Below are 18,719 nucleotides of genomic sequence, written 5' to 3' on the forward strand. Positions count from 1 at the left end.
GAAGGGAAGCACTCCATGGCCGTCTATTCCGTCGACAGCGACGCCGTCTTCGCCGCCACCGCCGCCGTGCGCGGCACGATCGACCGCCTGCAGGGCGAGACGCAGGCGATGCTCGCCCAGCTGACCCAGCTGCAGGCCAGCTGGACCGGCGCCGCCTCGGCCGCGTTCGGCGGGGTCGTGGACCAATGGCGCGCCACGCAGCTGCAGGTCGAAGACGCCCTGTCGGCCATCAATCACGCGCTGACCGCCGCGGGGCACCAGTACGCCGACGCCGAGCAGTACACGACGAGCCTGTTCCGGTGAGGCACCGTGATTGCTACGATTGCTACGCTTCCTCCGCCGGGAGGAGAAGGGCGGGCGATCATGGTGCGGACGATCCCCCATCGTGAGCTGCGCAACAACAGCAGCGCGATCCTCGAAGAGGTGCGTCGCGGCGAGACGATCCACATCACCAACCACGGCGTGGTCGTGGCGACGCTGATCCCGCCGACGGCGCAGCCGCCGCGGCTGCCGCGGCGGGCGGCGCGCACGCACATCCCCTGGGACGAGTTCGAGATACCGCCCTGGCCAGACGGCCAGGAATCCACGATCACCCAGGATTACTGGGATGACATGCGAGCGGACCGATGGTGATCTACCTCGACTCATCTGCGATCGTGAAGCTCGTCACCGGCGAAGCCGAAGCCACAGCCCTGCGCACCTACCTGGCCGATGAGACAGAGCGGTCAGGTCCCGCCTGCAGTTCGTCACTGGCGCACACCGAGGTCCGACGGGCGGCAACGCACAATGCGGCGCCTCTCTCGGCTGCCGCGCATGTCCTGGACCAGCTCGAGATCATCGACCTCGATCGCACCGTTCTGACCGAGGCCGGAATCCTCCCCGGCCGCGTCCTTCGCTCCCTCGACGCGATCCACGTCGCGGTCGCGCTGCGCGAGGACGTCGACGCGTTCGTCACCTACGATGCCCGCCAGGCCGAGGCCGCGGCATCCTGCGGTCTTCGCGTCGTCACCCCGCACTGACCCTCCCCGCGGTCGTCGGCCACAACGACGAAGCGCCCCTCCATGCGGAGGGGCGCTTCGTGCGTGGGTTCCTGGATCAGAAGTCCATGCCACCCGTCGGGTCGCCCGCGGGGACGGCCGGAGCCTTCTCCGGCTTGTCGGCGACGACGGCCTCGGTGGTCAGGAACAGGCCTGCGATCGACGCGGCGTTCTGCAGCGCCGAACGGGTGACCTTGGTCGGGTCGATGATGCCCTGCGCGAACAGGTCACCGTACTCGCCGGTGGCCGCGTTCAGGCCGTGGCCGGCCTCGAGACCCGAGACCTTGTGCGCGACGACACCCGGCTCGAGACCCGCGTTCTGCGCGATCTGCTTCAGCGGAGCCTCGATGGCGACCTTGACGATGTTCGCGCCGGTCGCCTCGTCACCGACGAGCTCGAGCGTGTCGAACGCCTTGGCACCGGCCTGGATGAGGGCCACGCCACCACCGGCGACGACACCCTCCTCGACCGCGGCCTTCGCGTTGCGGACGGCGTCCTCGATGCGGTGCTTGCGCTCCTTGAGCTCGACCTCGGTGGCCGCGCCCGCCTTGATGACGGCCACGCCGCCGGCGAGCTTGGCGAGGCGCTCCTGCAGCTTCTCGCGGTCGTAGTCGCTGTCGGTGTTCTCGATCTCGCGGCGGATCTGGGTCACGCGGCCCTCGATCTGCTCCTGGTCGCCGGCACCCTCGACGATGGTCGTCTCGTCCTTGGTGACGATGACCTTGCGGGCACGGCCGAGCAGGTCGAGCGTGACGTTCTCCAGCTTCAGGCCCACCTCTTCGGTGATGACCTGGCCGCCGGTGAGGATCGCGATGTCCTGCAGCATGGCCTTGCGGCGGTCGCCGAAGCCGGGGGCCTTGACGGCGACCGACTTGAAGATGCCGCGGATCTTGTTCAGCACCAGGGTCGCCAGCGCCTCGCCCTCGACGTCCTCGGCGATGATGACGAGCTCCTTGCCGTCCTGGATCACCTTGTCGACGACGGGCAGCAGGTCCTTGATGTTGCCGATCTTCTGGTTCGCGATGAGGATGTACGGGTCCTCGAACACCGCCTCCTGGCGGTCGGGGTCCGTGACGAAGTAGGGGTTGATGAAGCCCTTGTCGAAGCGCATGCCCTCGGTGAGCTCGAGCTCGGTGCCGAACGTCTGCGACTCCTCGACGGTGACGACGCCTTCCTTGCCGACCTTGTCGATGGCCTCGGCGATGAGCTCGCCGATGGTCGGGTCAGCGGCCGAGATCGACGCGGTCGCAGCGATCTGCTCCTTCGACTCGACCTCCTTGGCGGCGCCGTGCAGCTCCTCGATGACGGCCGCGACCGCCTTCTCGATGCCCTTCTTCAGGCTGATGGGGTCGGCGCCGGCCGCGACGTTGCGCAGGCCCTCGCGCACGAGCGCCTGGGCGAGAACGGTGGCGGTGGTGGTGCCATCACCGGCGACGTCGTCGGTCTTCTTCGCGACCTCCTTGACGAGCTCCGCGCCGATCTTCTCGTACGGGTCGTCGAGCTCGATCTCCTTGGCGATCGACACGCCGTCGTTCGTGATGGTGGGGGCGCCCCACTTCTTCTCGAGCACGACGTTGCGACCGCGGGGGCCCAGGGTCACCTTGACGGCGTCGGCCAGCGTGTTCAGGCCACGCTCGAGGCCACGGCGGGCCTCCTCGTCGAAAGCGATGATCTTTGCCATGTGTGTGTCGTCCCTCCCGGACGTTGGCTGACGGTCTATTAGCACTCACTCAACACGAGTGCTAATCCATTCTGGCACTCGCCCCTATCGAGTGCAAGCCGATCGGATCGGTCCGCGAGACCCTCAGGAGGAGGGCGAGGGAGACGACGACGCGACCAGGTCGGTGCCCAGCACGACGGTGAGCTGCTTGCCCTTCGCGTCGGAGGCCGTCTGGTACTGATCGTCGAGCACGACGGCGGTCGCGCCCACGATCTGCGCCAGGCCCGCGGCCGCCGCCTGATCGGCCGCGTCGGAGTAGTAGACGGTCGTGGTCGGATAGGTCGATCCCGCCTCGCCGGGTGAGACGGCGTCGGAGGACCAGCCGGCCTTCACGACGGCATCCTTCGCCCGGGTCGCCTGCCCGTCCTCACCCGTCGCATTCAGGATCAGCACGTCGAACGACGTGTCGATGATCGGCGTGACGCCCGGCGTGGGGGCCGCCGTCGTGGGGCCGGCCTCGGGTGCTGCGAACCGACCGGTGACTGCGAGGGTGCCGACGATGCCCACGATGATGAAGACCGCTGCGGCCGCCGCCGACCACAGGACGATCAGTCCCGGCCGCAACCGCGGGTTCTCTGCGCGGTGCACGCCGACCCGGTCCGCATCGGCGGACACGTCATCGAAACGGTCGCGCGGATAGATGGGCTTCGGCACTCCCCGATGGTACCCGTCGCGCTCCTTCTCGCCCGTCAGCGTGCGCCCAGCTTCACGTCGCCGGAGACGCGCGCAAGGCGCGCCCGCGCGCGCTCGTCGCGCACGCGCTGCAGCCGCTTGACGAGCATCGGGTCGTGCGCGAGTGCGTCCTCGGTGTCGATGAGTCGACCGAGCAGCTGATAGTAGCGGGCCGGGGTCAGGCCGAGCTGCGCGCGGATCGCCTCTTCCTTCTCGCCGCCGTGTCGGTGCCACCCTGCTTCGAAGTCGAGTAGGGCGCGGTCGCGGTCATCCAGAGGCACGACTCCACGCTATCCGCGATCGACGGGGGCGGCGGGATGCCACTCCCACCCCTCGGCGATCGGAGCGACGATCCCGCCCAGAGGATCGACGGCGGCCATCGCCCCGCCGTCGAGCGCGAGCACGAACGTCCCGTTCGGCCACCTGCGCCGATCAGGTGCCGGGTACCACGCCCCGTCCGTCGCCGCGTGCAGGCCCGCGGCATCCATCGTCACCCAGTGGCCCGCGCGGCGGGCGACCTCGATGATGCGCTCGCGGCCCGCGCGCGGCACGTGGGCGAGTACGCCCGGGGTCGTGACGACCAGCGTCGCGTCCTCCGGCGCACGCGCCATGAGGTCGGCGAGCGCGTCGGCGGCGTCGCCGGCCACCAGAAGCGGCGGGTCGGCCGCGACGACGTCGAGTGCGGCCTCGACGCGCTCGGCGCGCCCCGTCTCGCCGGGCCACACCAGTCCGGTGAGCCACGCACGGTCGACCGGGTCGGCCGCATCGCGCGGCTGCAGGTCGATCCCGGCCCGCCAGACGACCTCGGGCATCCGCAGCGGGTGCCACGGGCCGCGCCACTCCGCCTCGAGCACCACGGTGCTCGCGCGGTCGCCCGGGTCGAGCGCGACGATGCCGGCCGGCGTGCGGTACCGGTATGAGTAGCGGTCGGGATAGAGGCACAGCCCGGCGCTGGCGCCGACCTCGACGAGCGCGATCGGCCCGTCGATCCGTGAGAGCGCCGGCAGCAGCGCGGCGCACCGCAGCGGCTCGTTCGTCTGCACGCCACGCACCGACGCCTCGGCCACGACGGCGTCGGCGTTGTCGGTCAGCCACGCGGCCCACTGCGGTGCCGCGACGAGCCCGACCCCCAGCATCCGGGTCACGGCGAACACGAGCGCGGGCTGGCGCTGCAGCGGAGCGAGCCGTGCGATGACCGCGGCCACCGCGGCGTCGTCGGCGACGCGGGTCGCCCAGTCGGCGTACAGTGCGGAGCGATGCGGGGCCTCGTCCCGCGCGAAGCGCGCGTAGCGTTCGCGGACGGCGGCGATGTCGGTGTCGAGCGGCACGATTCCATTGTGGATGCTTCGCTCCATGGCGGATATTCAGGAACAGGATGCCGCGAAGTCGGGTTGAATGGGGGTGCAGGAGGTTTCCCATGACGTACACCGTGAACAAGACCGATGAGCAGTGGCGCGAAGAGCTCGATGACACGCAGTACGCGGTGCTGCGCGAGGCCGCGACCGAGCGCCCGTGGACCGGCGAGCTGCTCGACGAACACCGCGCGGGTCTCTACACGTGCGCCGCGTGCGGCGCCGAGCTCTTCCAGAGCGGCACGAAGTTCGACTCGCACTGCGGGTGGCCGAGCTTCTACGAGTCGGTGCGCCCCGAGGCCGTGCAGCTGCTCGAGGACCGCACGCTGGGAATGGAACGCACCGAGGTGCGATGCGCGGCCTGCGGGTCGCACCTGGGTCACGTGTTCCCCGACGGGTTCGGCACGCCGACCGGCGACCGCTACTGCATGAACTCGATCTCGCTGTCGTTCACGCCGGAAGAGAGCGCGTGAGCGCGATCGAGGCGGTGCAGTCGCGCCGCTCCTGGTCGAAGGTCACCGACGTCGCACCCTCGCACGACGAGCTCGCCGAGCTCGTGACGGCGGCAGGACGTGTGGCCGACCACTCGTCGCTCCGGCCGTGGCGACTGGTCGAGCTGCGCGACGCCGACCGCGAGGTGCTCGGGCGCGCGATCGCGAAGGCGAACGGCGACAAGGGCATCTCTTCCAAGCCGTTGCGCGCGCCGTTGCTCATCGCGGTCGTGGTCAGCTACCGGCCGAGCGAGAAGGTGCCCCGCTGGGAGCAGGCGGCCACCGCCGCGGGCGTGGCGCACACGCTGAGCCTGCTCCTCGACGAGGCGGGATGGGGCGTCATCTGGCGCACGGGCCACTACACCCGCGACGAGGGCGTGGCCCAGGCGCACGGCCTGCGCGAGAACGAGAAGCTGCTCGGGTGGCTGTACGTCGGCGGCAAGCCCACCGGCAAGAACAAGGACCACCACAAGAAGCTCGACCCCGAGCGCTTCCTCTCCCGCATGCCGCAGGCGCGCTGAGCGGGCGCCACCGCTGACCGCGCCGAGACAAGGGATTCCTGTCGAACCCCAGGGCGACGCCCTCGGTCTGGGCGGGATCCCTCGGTCTCGACGCCACGCGGGCTGTCGCCGCGAGGAAGGATGCCACTGACACAGCGATGCGCCCCGCCCGAAACCGGACGGGGCGCATCGTGGTGCAAGGGTCAGGAAAGCGCCTTGGCCTTCAGCGACTCGTACTCGGCCGGCGTGATCGTGCCGGCGTCGAGGAGCGACTTCGCCTTCGCGATCTCGTCGGCCGGGCTCGTGCCGGCGACCTCGCGAATGTAGTCGTCGGCCGCTTCCTGCGACTTCTTCACCTGGGCGGCGTTGCGCTCGGCCATGCCGGGCCCGCGGGCGATGAGGTAGACGAGCAGCGTGAGGAACGGCACGAAGATCAGGAAGATGATCCACAGCGCCTTCCACCAGCCGTTGAGCTTGCGGTCACGGAAGAGGTCGCCGATCACCGAGAACAGCGCCATCAGGTAGGCGAAGAAGATGAAGACGGTGAAGAACCACCAGATGAGGTCCCCGAAGGAGCCCCAGAAGCCGTGGTACTCCACCGTGTCGTCGAAGAAGCGCATTTCTGCCTTTCGCTGTGTCTACGCGCGGCGACGCGCCGTGCGGATACACACTATCGGCCAGACGGGGTTCTGAGCAGTGCACACGGGCGGGGATTGCCGCCGGCACGCCGTTCTGCTCGTGCGGGGGCGGGCGGGTCCGGCAGGATCCCCGACGCTGTGCGCGGTGGTGACGAGGACGTCACGATGTGCCGGCTACAGGACTTGAACCTGCAACCCCCGTATTACAAGTACGGTGCGCTACCAATTGCGCCAAGCCGGCGGAGCGTCCAGTCTAGCCGGACCCGACTCACTTGCCCGTCGAGGTGGGGCTGGGCGTGACCGTCGGCGTCGGCTCGGCCGAGTGGTAGTAGGCGTCGGAGGAGATCGTCAGCACGAACTGGGCGAACTCCTTCGGGTCGTCGAGCGCGCCGGCGTACGGCTGGCCGTTCACGAGGATCATGGGCGTTCCCGTCAGGGCGACCCCCTGAGTATCGGGGATGCCCACCAGCGCGCGCTCGGTGGCGTCCTTCACCCAGGTGACGTAGTTCTCGCCCTCGATGCACTCGCGGACGGTCTTCGGGTCGTCGGCGCCCGACGCGATGGCCAGGTCGGCGAGCTCGGCGTCGGTGAAGCCGTCGTCCCCCTGCTCGGGCTGCTTCGACAGCAGCGCGTTGTTGAAGGCGAAGAACGAGTCGGGCGAGTGCGTGGCCACGCAGGCCGACGCGCTGGCCGCGCGCTGCGAGTACTTGGTGCCGTTCGACTTGGCCGACAGCATCGCCACCGGGTAATAGCTCAGGGTCGCGGCATCCTGATTCACCCATCGGGTCAGCTGCTGGACGTTCGCCACCTGGAACTGCTTGGCGCCGGGAGCGTAGTAGTCGACGTACACGCGGATGTCGACGGCACCCGTGCCGGTCTCTGCGGGATCGGGCGTCTCCGCGGACGAGCCGGCGCTCTTCGCCGCGTCGCTCGGGGTGGCCGACGGCGTCGCATCCACGCTCTGCGCTCCCGCGTCGACGGCGACGCCGTTCACGCTCGTCACGGCGAAACCGTCGTCGACGACATTGGCGGGCGACATGTCGGGGCGGGAGGTCTGCGAGGTGACGGCCATCGTGACTCCCGTGGCGACGACCGCCACGACGGCGACGGCGCCGACCGTGAGGGCGGTCGTGCGGATCGCGCGAGCGCGCTTCTGCCGCGCATGCACCAGCTGCGCCTTCTCGCGCACGGCGCTGCGACGGTCGTTCGGCTCGGGAGCGTTCGATGACTCGTCGTTCGACATGTGACCTCTTGACAGACTGCTTCCCGCAGGACCGGGACGCCGCGCGGGTGCCGCGGCCGGAATCGATGCTAACCAGACAGCCTGTGAAATCCCCAGAGAACAGGGGGTGCGGAACCTGGTCAGCACCTGCCCGACGGCTGAGAGGACCGCGTGGGCGGAGGCTCCCCGAACGTCTGGCATACTGAGGGAGCGCACGATGATGAGCGCACGGGCCCCCGGGTCCGTCATCCATTCACTACGGATCGTCCGGCACGTACCTGCCGGTGAAGGAGAAGAAGACATGGCGTCCGTCACGTTCGACAACGCAACCCGTCTGTACCCCGGAGGCACTCGCCCCGCGGTCGACAAGATCAACCTCGAGGTCGCCGACGGCGAATTCCTCGTCCTGGTCGGCCCCTCCGGTTGCGGTAAGTCCACCACCCTGCGCATGCTCGCCGGCCTCGAAGAGGTCAACGAGGGCCGCATCCTCATCGGCGACCGCGACGTCACCGACGTGCCGCCGAAGGACCGCGACATCGCGATGGTGTTCCAGAACTACGCGCTCTACCCGCACATGACGGTCGCCGAGAACATGGGCTTCGCCCTGAAGATCGCGGGCGTCAAGAAGGAGGAGCGCGCCGCTCGCGTTCTCGAGGCCGCGAAGCTGCTCGACCTCGAGGAGTACCTCACCCGCAAGCCGAAGGCCCTGTCGGGTGGTCAGCGTCAGCGCGTCGCCATGGGCCGCGCGATCGTGCGCCAGCCGCAGGTGTTCCTCATGGACGAGCCGCTGTCGAACCTCGACGCGAAGCTGCGCGTGCAGACCCGTACCCAGATCGCGTCGCTCCAGCGCCGCCTGGGCGTCACCACCGTCTACGTCACGCACGACCAGACCGAGGCGCTGACCATGGGCGACCGCATCGCGGTGCTCAAGGACGGCGTCCTCCAGCAGGTGGGTTCGCCCCGCGACCTGTACGAGCAGCCGAACAATGTGTTCGTCGCCGGCTTCATCGGCTCGCCCGCCATGAACCTGTTCCCGGTCGACGTCACCGAGGGCGGCATCCACTTCGGCAGCCAGGTCGTCCCGGTCGAGGCCTCCACCCTCGCCAAGGTCAACGGCAAGCAGGTCACGGTCGGCGTGCGCCCCGAGGACATCCAGGTCAGCGCCGCGGGCGGCCAGGGTCTGTCGGTCACCGTCGACCTCGTCGAAGAGCTCGGCGCCGACGGCTACCTGTACGGTCACTCCGACATCGACGGCAAGCGCACCGACGTGGTCGCCCGCGTCGACGGCCGCAACCACCCGAACGCCGGCGAGACCGTCGTGCTCACCCCGGTCACGGGCCGCGTGCACGTGTTCGACACCGAGAGCGGCGAGCGCCTCACCGAGAAGGCGATCGCTTCGGCGTAGTCCTCATCACCATGCGACGGCGCGGGCTCGGATCTCCGAGTTCGCGCCGTCGCCGTTTCGGACCAGTTCCAGAGGGAGGGATGCCGTGACCGAGGCGCTGAGCATCACCGCGAGCGCGATCGACCCGGGGCTGCTGGCACTGCCGTGGTCGACGACTCTGGCCGACTGGACGAGCGACGACATCGTCTACCTGCCCAAGGGCATCTCGCGCCACCTCGTGCGGTTCGCGAACCTCTCCGGACGTGTGGTCGCCATCAAGGAGACCACACCCGAGATGGCCCGCCGCGAATACGACATGCTCGGCAGCCTCGCCCGCCTGGACGTGCCCTGCGTCGAGCGGGTCGCCGTGATCGACGGACGCGCGGATGCCGCGGGCCGCACGCTGCCCTCGGCGCTGGTGACCGCGCACCTGCGCTTCTCGCTCCCCTACCGTGCGCTGTTCACGCAGGTGCTGCGCCCCGACACCGCGAACCGGCTCGTGGACGCCCTGGCGGTGCTCCTCGTGCGGCTGCACAACGTCGGGTTCTTCTGGGGCGACGTCTCGCTGTCGAACACGCTGTTCCGCCGCGACGCGGGCGCCTTCGCCGCCTACTTGGTGGACGCCGAGACCGGTGAGCTGCACGAGTCGGGGCTGACCCGCGGACAGCGCGAGCACGACCTCGACGTCGCGCACACGAACATCGCCGGCGAGATCCTCGATCTGGCGGCCGGCGGGCGACTGGAGCGGGGAATGGACGCCGTCGAGATCGCCGACGGCATCATCTCTTCGTACCGCTCGCTGTGGGACGCCCTGACCGGTGCCGAGACCTTCGCCGCCGGCGAGTCATGGCGCATCACCGAACGCGTCCAGCGGCTGAACGCGCTGGGCTTCGACATCGGCGAGATGTCCATCCGTGCGACCCCGGACGGCACGAAGGTCTCGATCCAGCCCAAGGTCGTGGATGCGGGGCACCACCAGCGGCGCCTCATCCGCCTGACCGGGCTCGACGTCGAGGAGAACCAGGCCCGCCGGCTGCTGAACGACCTCGACGAGTACCGTGCACGCACCGGTGCGCGCGCCGATGACGAGGAGATGGTCGCCCACGAGTGGCTCACGCGCGTGTTCGAACCCGTCGTCCGCGCGATCCCGTTCGAGCTGCGCGCGAAGCTCGAGCCCGCCGAGGTGTTCCACCAGGTGCTCGAGCACCGCTGGTACATGTCGCAGGCACGCGGCGTCTCGGTGCCCCTCGCCGAGACGGTGGCCGGCTACATCGACGATGTGCTGCGCCACCGCCGCGACGAGGCGACGGTCATGGGGCCGGCCACCGAGACGCTCACGATGCCGATCGCGCTGGACGCGGCATCCTCCGACGATGACGACGACGAGCCGACCGGAGACTGGCGCGACCTGGTGTGAGGGTCAATACCCGACCGTGAAGCGCTCGCGGTGGTGGTTGCCCTGCTCGATCTCGTCGACCACGGCCAGGGCGAAGTCCTCGCCCGAGATGGTCGAGCTGCCGTCGGCCGCCTCGACGACGACGTCGCCGCCATCGCGGTAGTGACCGGTGCGCTCGCCCGGAGCCCACGAGCCGAACAGCTTCGGCGGGTGCACGAAGAACCAGTCGAGGTCGTCGCCGGCGTTCTGGACGAGCTTGAGCGAGTCGACGCCGACGCCGGCCTCGTGCTTGAGCTCGTCGGGCACGCCCAGGTCCCACAGGCTGGGGCCCCCGGGCGCCGACAGGCTGCCCATCGCTCCGCCGACGATGCCGAGGCGGGTCTTGGTGCCGCGCAGCTTCGCGATGAGCGCCCGCAAGGCGTCGAGCACCTTGTCGGCCATGTCACCACGCGGCGAGAGCGCCGAGACCACGGCATCCGCGCCCTCGAACACGTCGCCCAGGCCGTCGACGTCGACCGCGTCGTGCTGCACGTAGGTGACCCCGTCGACCGGGTTCTCGGGCGCGGTCCGCGAGATCGCGACCACGTCGTGCCCGCGCGAGGCGGCCTCTGCGACGATGTGACCGCCGGCGTAGCCGGTGCCTCCGATGACGACGATGCGTGCCATGAGCTGCTTCCTTTCGTGGGCCGCGCGGCCCTCACACCATGCAACCGCAGGGACGGGCGTGCGCATTCCAGACAGCGCGCACACGGTCACACCCCGTGCGCGCTCGGTCAAGCGCGGTGCTCGGTCGGCCGCGGCTCAGTCGGCGTTCGCGTCGCCGGCGGCGCGCATCGTGGCGACCTGGTAGAGCGCGACGGATGTCGCGATGCCGGCGTTCAGCGATTCGGTGGCAGCCTCGATCGGGATCGACACGATCTGGTCGCAGGTCTCGGTCACCAGGCGCGAGAGGCCCTTGCCCTCCGACCCGCAGACGATGACGACCGGACGGTCGGCGAGCTCGAGGTGCGGCAGCGAGACGTCGCCGCCGCCGTCGAGGCCGAGCACGAACACGCCCTGCTTCTTGAACTCCTTGAGCGTGGTCGTGAGGTTCGGCGCCATCGCGACGGGGATGCGCGCGGCGGCGCCCGCGCTGGTCTTCCAGGCCGCCGAGGTCACGCCCGCCGCGCGACGCTGCGGGACGATGACGCCCTGGCCGCCGAACGCAGCGGTCGAGCGGATGATCGCCCCCAGGTTGCGGGGGTCGGTGACGCCGTCGAGGGCGACGAGCAGCGGCACCTGATCCGCATCGAAGATCTCCTCAAGGAGGTCCTGCGGATGCGCGTAGCTGTACGGCGGCACCTTGAGGGCGACGCCCTGGTGCACGCCGTCGATGCCCGACATGCGGTCGAGCTCGGGGCGTGTGACCTCCAGAACCGGGATCTCGCGGTGCGTGGCGATGGCGAGCATCTCCTTGACGCGGTCGTCCATCTCGACCCGCTGCGCGATGTACAGCGCAGTGGCCGGGATCTTCGCCCGCAGCGCCTCGAGCACGCTGTTGCGGCCGGTGACCGTCTCGGTATCGTCGTTCTTCTTCGCGCGCGCGGCGCGGTTCATGTCGACGGGCTTGCCCTTGGGCTTGCCGCCGGCGGCGACGTAGCGCTCCTGCGCCGCCTTGCGCTTGCCGGCGACGTGCCAGCTGCGGTCTTCCGCCTTCGGGGTCGGGCCCTTGCCCTCGAGCGCCTTGCGCCCGTGCCCGCCGGTGCCCTTGGTGGGGCCCTTCTTCTTGCTGTTGCCGGTGTTCCCGGCGCGCTTCGGCTTAGCCATTCTGCACACTCCAATGCGTCCCGGTGGGACCGTCTTCGAGAGCGATCCCCGCCGCGCCGAGTGCATCGCGCACGCGGTCGGCCGTCGCCCAATCCTTCTCCTGCCGCGCCTGCGCGCGCTGGTCGATCATCGCCTGCACGAGGGCGTCGAGGGCGGATGCCTCTGGCCCGGCTCCCCCTCGAGACCACTGCGGGTCGAGCGGGTCGATGCCCAGGACGCGCACCATCGCGTCGACCTCGTGCAGAGCCCGCTCCGCGCTCGCGGTGTCGTCTTCGTCGAACGCCGCGTTGCCGCGGCGCACCGTCGCGTGGATGACGGCGAGCGCCTGCGGGACGTTGAGGTCGTCGTCCATGGCGGTGGCGAAGGCCTCGGGAAGCGTGCCGCGCGCGGCCTGCGCCTCGTCCAGCGCGGCCGCCTCGCTCGAGAGCAGGGTGCCGAGCGCCGCGGCCGTCTCGTCGTGCCGCATCCGCAACTCATCGTTACGCTCGATGAGGCGATCCGCGCGCTCAAGGAACGTGCGGATGCGCTCGAGCGCGGCCTCGGCCTCGTCGAGAGCCTTGTCGGAGACGTCGAGGCTCGACCGGTAGTGCGCCGCTGCCAGCGCGTAGCGCACCGTGAGCGGGTCGCGGTCGGCCAGCAGGTCATGGGCGAGCACGAAGTTGCCGAGCGACTTCGACATCTTCTGCCCGTCGACGGTGACCAGGCCGTTGTGCACCCAGTACCGCGCGAAGCCGTCGCCCGCCGCCGTCGACTGCGCGAGCTCGTTCTCGTGATGCGGGAAGCGCAGGTCGAGCCCGCCGCCGTGGATGTCGAACTGCGCGCCGAGGTAGCGCCGCGACATGGCCGAGCACTCGATGTGCCAGCCGGGGCGGCCGGCGCCCCATGGCGAGTCCCAGACGGCCGTGGCCGGCTCGCCGGGCTTGGCGCCCTTCCAGAGCGCGAAGTCGTGCGGGTCGCGCTTGCCGCGCGGGTCGGCATCATCGGCCGACTCCATGGCGTCGAGTGCCTGGTGCGTGAGCGCACCGTACTCGGGCCACGAGCGCACGTCGAAGTACACGTCGCCGGCGGCGGCGTACGCGTGCCCGCGCTCGATGAGTTCGCCGATGAGCTCGATCATCTGCGGAATGTGTCCGGTCGCGCGCGGCTCGTACGTCGGCGGCCGGATGCCGATGGCGGCATACGCGGCGGTGAACTCGCGCTCCATGCGGTACGCGAGCGCCCACCACGGCTCGATGTCGGTCGCGTTGGCGAGCACCTTGTCGTCGATGTCGGTCACATTGCGCACCGAGGTGACGCGACCGAAGCGGTGCTCGAGCCAGCGGGCGAGGATGTCGAAGCTCAGCGCCCCGCGCAGATGCCCGACGTGCGGCCCCGACTGCACCGTCGGCCCGCACACATAGATCGTGACGTTCTCGGGGTCGCCGGGCACGAAGTCGCGCAGCGTCTGCGCCTTGGTGTCATAGAGCCGGAGAGTCACCCACCCAGCCTACCGGCGCCGCCCCTCGCGCCGAGGTCGCACCGTTTCTCGCGAGGTCGCACCGTTTCTCGCGAGGTCGCACGGGATCTCGCGAGGTCGCACGGGATCTCGCGAGTTCGCACGCAGGCCTGGACCCGGGAAACCTCCCGGACACATCGTCGGCGTACCCTCGGCACCGGCAGACAAGGAGTCCCCATGGCTGTGACGATCCGCGCCGATGACTTGACGGCATCCCCCACTCGCGCACTCGTGGCCGCACATCTCTCCGACATGCACGCGCAGACCCCTCCCGAAAGCGTGCATGCACTCGACATCGACGCACTCCGCGTACCGTCGGTCAGGTTCTGGTCGGCGTGGGCCGGCGACCGCATCGCGGGTATCGCTGCCCTCACACTGCTCGCAGCGGGCGACGGAGAGATCAAGTCCATGCGCGTCGCCGAAGAGTTCCGCGGGACCGGGGTCGGCCGCGCGCTGCTGCGTCACATCGTGATGAACGCGGAGATCGACGGGATGCCGCGGCTCTGGCTCGAGACGGGATCAGCGGAGTCGTTCCTCCCGGCCCGGAACCTGTATGCGAGTGAGGGCTTCGTCGAGTGCGGACCGTTCGGCGACTACCAGGTCGACCCGTTGTCCGTATTCATGACGCGGGCGTTCTGAGGCGCGACCTCGCGAGAAACCGCGCGACCTCGCGAGAAACCGTGCGACCTCGCGGGGTCAGCGCGGGAGGAGCAACGCCACGGCGTGTGCGGCGACGCCCTCGCCGCGCCCCGTGAAGCCCAGGCCGTCGGTGGTCGTCGCCGACACCGACACGGGCGCTCCGCCGAGCGCACCCGACAGCACCGCCTCGGCCTCGGCGCGGCGCAGCGTCAGCCTCGGCCTGTTCGCCTGCACCTGCACGGCGACGTTCCCGACGGCGAAGCCCGCCTCGGTCACGAGTGCGAGCGTGCGGGCGAGGAAGACACCCGCGTGAGCACCGGCGGCCTCCGGCCGATCGACGCCGAAGTGCGTCCCGATGTCACCGAGACCCGCTGCCGACAGCAGCGCATCCACGATGGCGTGAGCCACGGCATCCCCGTCCGAGTGTCCGTCGAGGGCCGGTTCGCCCGGCCATTCCAGACCGGCCAGCCACAGCACCCCGTCACCGCCGAAGCGGTGCACATCGGTGCCGATGCCGACCCGCGGAATCGCGCTCAGGACGCGAGCACCTCGTCGAGCAGGCCGCTGGCCTTCTCCTCGTCGGTCTTCTCGGCAAGAGCCAGCTCGGAGACGAGGATCTGACGCGCCTTCGCGAGCATCCGCTTCTCACCCGCGGACAGCCCGCGGTCCTGATCGCGGCGCCACAGGTCGCGAACGACCTCGCTCACCTTGATGACGTCACCGGAGGCGAGCTTCTCGAGGTTCGCCTTGTACCGGCGCGACCAGTTGGTGGGCTCCTCCGTGAACGGCGCGCGCAGAACCTCGAAGACCTTCTCGAGCCCCTCCTTGCCGATGACGTCACGGACGCCGACCAGGTCGACGTTCTCAGCCGGGACCTCGATGGTCAGATCGCCTTGGGTGACGCGGAGCTTCAGATAGACCTTCTCTTCGCCCTTGATGACTCGGGTCTTCACTTCCGCGATCGTCGCCGCCCCGTGGTGCGGATAAACGACCGTCTCGCCAACCTCAAAAAGCATGCAGTTATATCCTTTCGGCAACTACCAGGATACCACAGCGAGTATGCACTAAGGTTCGCACTGCGTCGCTGCAGGCGCGGTGTCCTGCGGCTTCCCGCCGACCCCGTAGAATGCAAGAGCTTACCGTCTTGCCCTGGGAGGAACCGTGAAATCGCGCCTGCTCGCGTCCATCGCCGTCTGTGCCGCCGTCGTCATGGGCGCCACTGGTTGCTCCATGATCTCCGCGCAGGACACGACCATCCCCTACTCCCCCAGTGACGGCATCAACGTCGCCGACACCGAGGGCGCGCCGTTGCAGATCCGCAACGCACTGATCGTCGCGACCGACGACGGCACGACCGGCAACCTGATCGCCGCGATCATCAACACCACGGCCGACGACCAGACGCTGAACATCCAGGTCGAGGCCCCCGCCGGCAAGATCAGCGAGACCGTGCGCGTCGCCGCGCACAGCGTCTCCAGCCTCGGCGAGAACGTCGACCCGCTGCGCCTGGACAACCTCGGCGTCAAGCCCGGCCTCACCGTCAAGGTCTACTTCCAGTCCGGCACGGTCGCCGGCGCCCAGGCGAACGTCCCCGTGCTCGACGGCGGCGAGGCGTACCTGTCCGGCTTCGTCCCGACGCCCGAGCCCACGGCCACCGAGACCCCCGCGTCCTGACGCGCCTCACTCCTCTTCGAAGCGGTAGCCGAGCCCGCGCACGGTGACGAGCATCACCGGGTTGCGCGGGTCGGCCTCGATGCGCGAACGGATGCGCTTGACGTGCACGTCGAGCGTCTTCGTGTCCCCGAAGTAGTCGCTCCCCCACACCCGGTCGATGAGCTGGCCGCGCGTGAGCACGCGCCCCGCATTGCGCATCAGCACCTCGAGCAGCTCGAATTCCTTCAGCGGCATATTGATCGGCTCGCCGCTGACGGTGACGAGGTGCTTGTCCGCGTCCAGGCGCACGCGCCCCGCCTCGAGCACCCCGTCGTCGAGGTCCACGTCGGGCGCCGCGGTGCGCCGCAGCACCGCCCGCATGCGGGCGAGCAGCTCGCGCGTCGAATAGGGCTTCGTGATGTAGTCATCGGCGCCCAGCTCGAGCCCCACGACGATGTCCACCTCGGTGTCCTTCGCCGTGACCATGATGATCGGCACCGAACTGGTCGTCCGGATCTGCCGGCACACCTCGGTCCCCGGCATCCCGGGCAGCATGAGGTCCAGCAGCACGATGTCGGCACCGCGCGCGTGGAAGGCGTCGACGGCCGCGTGGCCGTCCTCGGCGATCTCGACCTCGAAGCCCTCCCTGCGCAGCAGGTAGGCGAGCGGGTCGGCGAGGTCGGGCTCGTCCTCGACGATCAATACACGGGTCATGCGGCGCTGTCCTTCCGTCGCTTGCGCTTCTTCTTGTCTGAGGAGCGGGCGGGATGCCGCAGAGCGGCCTCGTCCGCGGCATCCCGCACCGCCTGCGGCAGCCGGATGGTGAACGTCGATCCCTGCCCTGGCCTCGACCACAGCCGCACCTCACCGCCGTGCCGCTGCACGGCGTGCTTGACGATGGCCAGGCCCAGTCCGGTTCCGCCCGTGCGGCGCGAGCGCGCCCGGTCGGCGCGGTAGAAGCGCTCGAAGATGCGCTCCTGGTCGTCCTCGGCGATCCCGATGCCCTGATCGGTGACCGAGATCTCGACGACCCCGTCGACGGTCTTCACGCCCACGCCCACATGCGTCGCCGGCGTCGAATACGCGATCGCGTTGGCGATGAGATTGCCGACGGCCTCGGCCAGCAGCCGCGGGTCGCCGTAGAGCCGGGCGCCGCGCTCTCCGCCGCGCACGATGTCGACCCGCGCGGCGTCGGCCTGTGCCGCGTGCGCCTCGATCGCACCGGTGACCAGCTCGTCGACCTTCACCTCGCGCATCGCGAGGGGCTCATCGGCCTCCAGCTGCGACAGCGTCATGATGCGGGTCGTGAGCGCGCCCAGCCGCTCGGCCTCGGCGCGCAGGCGGCGCGCGAAGCCGCGCACCTCTGCGGGGTCGTCGGCCGCCGACTCGATCGCCTCGCTCAGCAGGCTCATCGCGCCCGCGGGCGTCTTCAGCTCGTGGCTCGTGTTGGCGACGAAGTCGCGGCGCATCTTCGCCACGCGCTCCTGCTCAGTGACGTCGTGCAGCACGAGCAGCACGAGCCGCGGCGTGATCGCGCGAGCGTGCACGGCGACCGAACGCACCTCACCGGCGACCCCGAGCGGCACCACGACGGGCTCCGTGGCGGTCCCTGCCCGTGCGGCGCGGGCCAGCAGTGCGAGCTGCGCCTCGGGCAGCGTCCGGCCCTCTTCGAGCCCTGTGTCGGCGGCGGGGGCGGATGCCACGACCACCGTCCCCGACGGATCCACCACGACGGCCGCGTCATCCATTCCCGCCAGCACCGTCGCGATGCCCTCCGGGACGCTCGCCGATCCGCGTCGCACCGCACGGTCACGCGCCGCATAGGCCGCCGCGACGACGAGCGCGACGGACACGCCGAGCACCACCCCGATGAGCAGCGCGAACAGGGCGAGCTGCGCGGAATCCATAGGAACAGCGTATGGGGCCGCGTCATCCCCCGTTCACCATCCGTGCACCATGCCGGAAGAGTTCGCCGCCACGACACCGTCCGTTAACCTTCGATGGCGAGGATCGCATCGACCCACGTTCCGATCACAGACGGGAATCCGTATGCGCGAGGTGTTCCACCAGTCCCTCGAAGAGCTCCAGAACGGGCTCGTCGAGATCGCCGAGCTCGTCGCCACCGCGATGGAGAAGGCCACGACCGCGTTCGGCACGAGCGACGTGACGCTCGCCGAAGAGGTCATCGACGCCGACAGCATCATCGACGATCGGGCGCTCGCCCTCGACGAGCTGGCCATCGAGATCCTCGCCCGGCAGCAGCCGGTGGCCCGCGACCTGCGCATCGTCGTGATGAGCCTGCGGGTGTCCGCCTCGCTCGAGCGCATGGGCGACATCGCCGAGCACATCGCCCAGCTGACGCGGATGCGCTTTCCTGAGCGCGCGATCCCCAAGGGGCTGAAGGGCACCTTCACGAAGATGGGCGAGCTCGACGTCGACGTCGCACGTACCCTCGCCGACCTGCTGCGCACCGAGAACCTGGACCTCGCCGAGCGCATCCGCAACGCCGACGACGACATCGACGAGCTGCACATCGCCGTGTTCGAGAAGGTGCTCAGCGACAGCTGGCAGGGCGAGGCCGCCGCCACCGTCGACGCCACGCTGGCCAGCCGTTACCACGAGCGGTTCGCAGACCACGCCGTCTCGGTCGCGAAGAAGGTCGTCTACCTCGCCACCGGCGACTGGGCCGGAGACGACTGAGCGGTCTCGCGTAC

22 protein-coding genes, 1 tRNA gene and 1 pseudogene are annotated in these 18,719 nt (G+C 69.8%); 10 read left to right on the forward strand and 14 right to left on the reverse strand.

Features of this window, described 5'->3' with window-relative positions; all coding sequences use genetic code 11:
• Positions 1-15 precede the first annotated feature (15 nt).
• Genes ABMQ42_RS08250 through ABMQ42_RS08260 form a run of 3 tightly spaced genes read left to right on the forward strand, consistent with a single transcriptional unit; the run spans position 16 to position 1,019 of the window.
• Positions 16-303, forward strand: coding sequence for a WXG100 family type VII secretion target (locus tag ABMQ42_RS08250; protein ID WP_349722452.1), 288 nt, complete (start codon positions 16-18; stop codon positions 301-303).
• 60 nt (positions 304-363) lie between these two features.
• Entirely contained in the window at positions 364-633 is a 270-nt protein-coding gene (locus ABMQ42_RS08255; RefSeq protein WP_349722453.1) for a type II toxin-antitoxin system Phd/YefM family antitoxin, read from the forward strand.
• On the forward strand, positions 627-1,019 hold the full coding sequence (locus ABMQ42_RS08260; protein ID WP_349722454.1) for a type II toxin-antitoxin system VapC family toxin: 393 nt from the start codon (positions 627-629) through the stop codon (positions 1,017-1,019). The genes ABMQ42_RS08255 and ABMQ42_RS08260 overlap by 7 nt, the downstream gene beginning before the upstream one ends.
• A 76-nt stretch (positions 1,020-1,095) precedes the next feature.
• On the opposite strand, the gene groL is transcribed toward ABMQ42_RS08260, so the two are convergent.
• The 4 genes from groL to ABMQ42_RS08280 form a co-directional block, all read right to left on the reverse strand.
• The gene (groL, locus tag ABMQ42_RS08265) at positions 1,096-2,718 is read right to left on the reverse strand and encodes a chaperonin GroEL (RefSeq protein WP_349722455.1); all 1,623 of its coding nucleotides are present in this window, start codon (positions 2,716-2,718) and stop codon (positions 1,096-1,098) included.
• A 123-nt stretch (positions 2,719-2,841) separates the two neighbouring features.
• Entirely contained in the window at positions 2,842-3,411 is a 570-nt protein-coding gene (locus ABMQ42_RS08270; protein ID WP_349722457.1) for a LytR C-terminal domain-containing protein, read from the reverse strand.
• A 35-nt stretch (positions 3,412-3,446) separates the two neighbouring features.
• Positions 3,447-3,710 carry a DUF3263 domain-containing protein gene (locus ABMQ42_RS08275; RefSeq protein WP_349722458.1) on the reverse strand — a complete coding sequence of 88 codons (264 nt, stop codon included), beginning with the start codon at positions 3,708-3,710 and terminating at the stop codon, positions 3,447-3,449.
• A gap of 9 nt (positions 3,711-3,719) precedes the next feature.
• Complete coding sequence (locus ABMQ42_RS08280) at positions 3,720-4,757, reverse strand: DUF2332 family protein (protein WP_349722459.1); 1,038 nt, start codon at positions 4,755-4,757, stop codon at positions 3,720-3,722.
• Positions 4,758-4,846: 89 nt separating this feature from the next.
• Here ABMQ42_RS08280 and msrB point away from each other — a divergent pair, with 89 nt between their 5' ends.
• Positions 4,847-5,254 (forward strand): peptide-methionine (R)-S-oxide reductase MsrB, encoded by a 408-nt coding sequence (gene msrB / locus ABMQ42_RS08285; protein ID WP_349722460.1) that lies wholly within the window; start codon positions 4,847-4,849, stop codon positions 5,252-5,254.
• Complete coding sequence (locus tag ABMQ42_RS08290; RefSeq protein ID WP_349722461.1) at positions 5,251-5,793, forward strand: nitroreductase family protein; 543 nt, start codon at positions 5,251-5,253, stop codon at positions 5,791-5,793. Before msrB ends, ABMQ42_RS08290 begins: the two co-directional genes overlap by 4 nt.
• Before the next feature lie 182 nt (positions 5,794-5,975).
• On the opposite strand, the gene ABMQ42_RS08295 is transcribed toward ABMQ42_RS08290, so the two are convergent.
• From ABMQ42_RS08295 to ABMQ42_RS08305, 3 genes are all read right to left on the reverse strand, one after another.
• Entirely contained in the window at positions 5,976-6,392 is a 417-nt protein-coding gene (locus ABMQ42_RS08295) for an SHOCT domain-containing protein (RefSeq protein WP_349722462.1), read from the reverse strand.
• Between the two features lie 186 nt (positions 6,393-6,578).
• Positions 6,579-6,651: transfer RNA gene (locus ABMQ42_RS08300), tRNA-Thr, on the reverse strand.
• A 27-nt stretch (positions 6,652-6,678) separates the two neighbouring features.
• Positions 6,679-7,653 (reverse strand): DsbA family protein, encoded by a 975-nt coding sequence (locus ABMQ42_RS08305; protein ID WP_349722463.1) that lies wholly within the window; start codon positions 7,651-7,653, stop codon positions 6,679-6,681.
• A gap of 280 nt (positions 7,654-7,933) precedes the next feature.
• Between ABMQ42_RS08305 and ABMQ42_RS08310 the strand changes: the two genes are divergently transcribed.
• Both ABMQ42_RS08310 and ABMQ42_RS08315 read left to right on the forward strand, forming a co-directional pair.
• On the forward strand, positions 7,934-9,037 hold the full coding sequence (locus ABMQ42_RS08310) for an ABC transporter ATP-binding protein (protein WP_349722464.1): 1,104 nt from the start codon (positions 7,934-7,936) through the stop codon (positions 9,035-9,037).
• An 85-nt stretch (positions 9,038-9,122) separates the two neighbouring features.
• Positions 9,123-10,433, forward strand: coding sequence for a DUF4032 domain-containing protein (locus ABMQ42_RS08315; RefSeq protein ID WP_349722465.1), 1,311 nt, complete (start codon positions 9,123-9,125; stop codon positions 10,431-10,433).
• Positions 10,434-10,436: 3 nt separating this feature from the next.
• On the opposite strand, the gene ABMQ42_RS08320 is transcribed toward ABMQ42_RS08315, so the two are convergent.
• The 3 genes from ABMQ42_RS08320 to cysS all read right to left on the reverse strand — a co-directional run bounded on the left by ABMQ42_RS08320 (position 10,437) and on the right by cysS (position 13,695).
• Positions 10,437-11,078 carry an NAD(P)-dependent oxidoreductase gene (locus ABMQ42_RS08320; RefSeq protein ID WP_349722467.1) on the reverse strand — a complete coding sequence of 214 codons (642 nt, stop codon included), beginning with the start codon at positions 11,076-11,078 and terminating at the stop codon, positions 10,437-10,439.
• Between the two features lie 135 nt (positions 11,079-11,213).
• On the reverse strand, positions 11,214-12,218 hold the full coding sequence (gene rlmB / locus ABMQ42_RS08325) for a 23S rRNA (guanosine(2251)-2'-O)-methyltransferase RlmB (RefSeq protein ID WP_349722468.1): 1,005 nt from the start codon (positions 12,216-12,218) through the stop codon (positions 11,214-11,216).
• Positions 12,211-13,695, reverse strand: coding sequence for a cysteine--tRNA ligase (gene cysS, locus ABMQ42_RS08330; RefSeq protein WP_349722469.1), 1,485 nt, complete (start codon positions 13,693-13,695; stop codon positions 12,211-12,213). The genes rlmB and cysS overlap by 8 nt, the downstream gene beginning before the upstream one ends.
• Before the next feature lie 195 nt (positions 13,696-13,890).
• Here cysS and ABMQ42_RS08335 point away from each other — a divergent pair, with 195 nt between their 5' ends.
• Positions 13,891-14,352 carry a GNAT family N-acetyltransferase gene (locus ABMQ42_RS08335; protein ID WP_349722470.1) on the forward strand — a complete coding sequence of 154 codons (462 nt, stop codon included), beginning with the start codon at positions 13,891-13,893 and terminating at the stop codon, positions 14,350-14,352.
• A gap of 57 nt (positions 14,353-14,409) precedes the next feature.
• Here the strand turns inward: ABMQ42_RS08335 and ispF are convergent.
• Positions 14,410-14,883 (reverse strand): annotated as a pseudogene (gene ispF, locus ABMQ42_RS08340) (2-C-methyl-D-erythritol 2,4-cyclodiphosphate synthase); the annotation flags it as partial.
• 2 nt (positions 14,884-14,885) lie between these two features.
• Positions 14,886-15,368, reverse strand: coding sequence for a CarD family transcriptional regulator (locus ABMQ42_RS08345; RefSeq protein ID WP_275279188.1), 483 nt, complete (start codon positions 15,366-15,368; stop codon positions 14,886-14,888).
• 145 nt (positions 15,369-15,513) lie between these two features.
• On the opposite strand from ABMQ42_RS08345, the gene ABMQ42_RS08350 reads away from it, so the two are divergent.
• Positions 15,514-16,026, forward strand: coding sequence for a DNA modification methylase (locus ABMQ42_RS08350; protein WP_349722471.1), 513 nt, complete (start codon positions 15,514-15,516; stop codon positions 16,024-16,026).
• Between the two features lie 6 nt (positions 16,027-16,032).
• On the opposite strand, the gene ABMQ42_RS08355 is transcribed toward ABMQ42_RS08350, so the two are convergent.
• A complete protein-coding gene (locus tag ABMQ42_RS08355; protein WP_349722472.1) occupies positions 16,033-16,719 on the reverse strand; it encodes a response regulator in 687 nt (228 codons plus the stop codon).
• Positions 16,716-17,912 carry a sensor histidine kinase gene (locus ABMQ42_RS08360; protein ID WP_349722473.1) on the reverse strand — a complete coding sequence of 399 codons (1,197 nt, stop codon included), beginning with the start codon at positions 17,910-17,912 and terminating at the stop codon, positions 16,716-16,718. The genes ABMQ42_RS08355 and ABMQ42_RS08360 overlap by 4 nt, the downstream gene beginning before the upstream one ends.
• A gap of 142 nt (positions 17,913-18,054) precedes the next feature.
• Here ABMQ42_RS08360 and phoU point away from each other — a divergent pair, with 142 nt between their 5' ends.
• Positions 18,055-18,705: a phosphate signaling complex protein PhoU gene (gene phoU / locus ABMQ42_RS08365; RefSeq protein WP_349722475.1), complete on the forward strand. Its 651-nt coding sequence runs from the start codon at positions 18,055-18,057 to the stop codon at positions 18,703-18,705.
• Positions 18,706-18,719 lie beyond the last annotated feature (14 nt).

The organism is Microbacterium sp. KR10-403 (genome assembly GCF_040196215.1).
Classification (GTDB): domain Bacteria; phylum Actinomycetota; class Actinomycetes; order Actinomycetales; family Microbacteriaceae; genus Microbacterium.

What these genes read in the sequence shown, in the direction of transcription:
- ABMQ42_RS08335 (WP_349722470.1), top strand. Translation starts at nt 13,891, where the DNA reads ATGGCTGTGACGATCCGCGCCGATGACTTGACGGCATCCCCCACTCGC.
- rlmB (WP_349722468.1), bottom strand. Translation starts at nt 12,218, where the DNA reads ATGGCTAAGCCGAAGCGCGCCGGGAACACCGGCAACAGCAAGAAGAAG.
- ABMQ42_RS08310 (WP_349722464.1), top strand. Translation starts at nt 7,934, where the DNA reads ATGGCGTCCGTCACGTTCGACAACGCAACCCGTCTGTACCCCGGAGGC.
- ABMQ42_RS08255 (WP_349722453.1), top strand. Translation starts at nt 364, where the DNA reads ATGGTGCGGACGATCCCCCATCGTGAGCTGCGCAACAACAGCAGCGCG.
- phoU (WP_349722475.1), top strand. Translation starts at nt 18,055, where the DNA reads ATGCGCGAGGTGTTCCACCAGTCCCTCGAAGAGCTCCAGAACGGGCTC.
- ABMQ42_RS08305 (WP_349722463.1), bottom strand. Translation starts at nt 7,653, where the DNA reads ATGTCGAACGACGAGTCATCGAACGCTCCCGAGCCGAACGACCGTCGC.
- ABMQ42_RS08320 (WP_349722467.1), bottom strand. Translation starts at nt 11,078, where the DNA reads ATGGCACGCATCGTCGTCATCGGAGGCACCGGCTACGCCGGCGGTCAC.
- ABMQ42_RS08345 (WP_275279188.1), bottom strand. Translation starts at nt 15,368, where the DNA reads ATGCTTTTTGAGGTTGGCGAGACGGTCGTTTATCCGCACCACGGGGCG.
- ABMQ42_RS08360 (WP_349722473.1), bottom strand. Translation starts at nt 17,912, where the DNA reads ATGGATTCCGCGCAGCTCGCCCTGTTCGCGCTGCTCATCGGGGTGGTG.
- msrB (WP_349722460.1), top strand. Translation starts at nt 4,847, where the DNA reads ATGACGTACACCGTGAACAAGACCGATGAGCAGTGGCGCGAAGAGCTC.
- ABMQ42_RS08250 (WP_349722452.1), top strand. Translation starts at nt 16, where the DNA reads ATGGCCGTCTATTCCGTCGACAGCGACGCCGTCTTCGCCGCCACCGCC.
- ABMQ42_RS08355 (WP_349722472.1), bottom strand. Translation starts at nt 16,719, where the DNA reads ATGACCCGTGTATTGATCGTCGAGGACGAGCCCGACCTCGCCGACCCG.
- groL (WP_349722455.1), bottom strand. Translation starts at nt 2,718, where the DNA reads ATGGCAAAGATCATCGCTTTCGACGAGGAGGCCCGCCGTGGCCTCGAG.
- ABMQ42_RS08295 (WP_349722462.1), bottom strand. Translation starts at nt 6,392, where the DNA reads ATGCGCTTCTTCGACGACACGGTGGAGTACCACGGCTTCTGGGGCTCC.
- ABMQ42_RS08260 (WP_349722454.1), top strand. Translation starts at nt 627, where the DNA reads ATGGTGATCTACCTCGACTCATCTGCGATCGTGAAGCTCGTCACCGGC.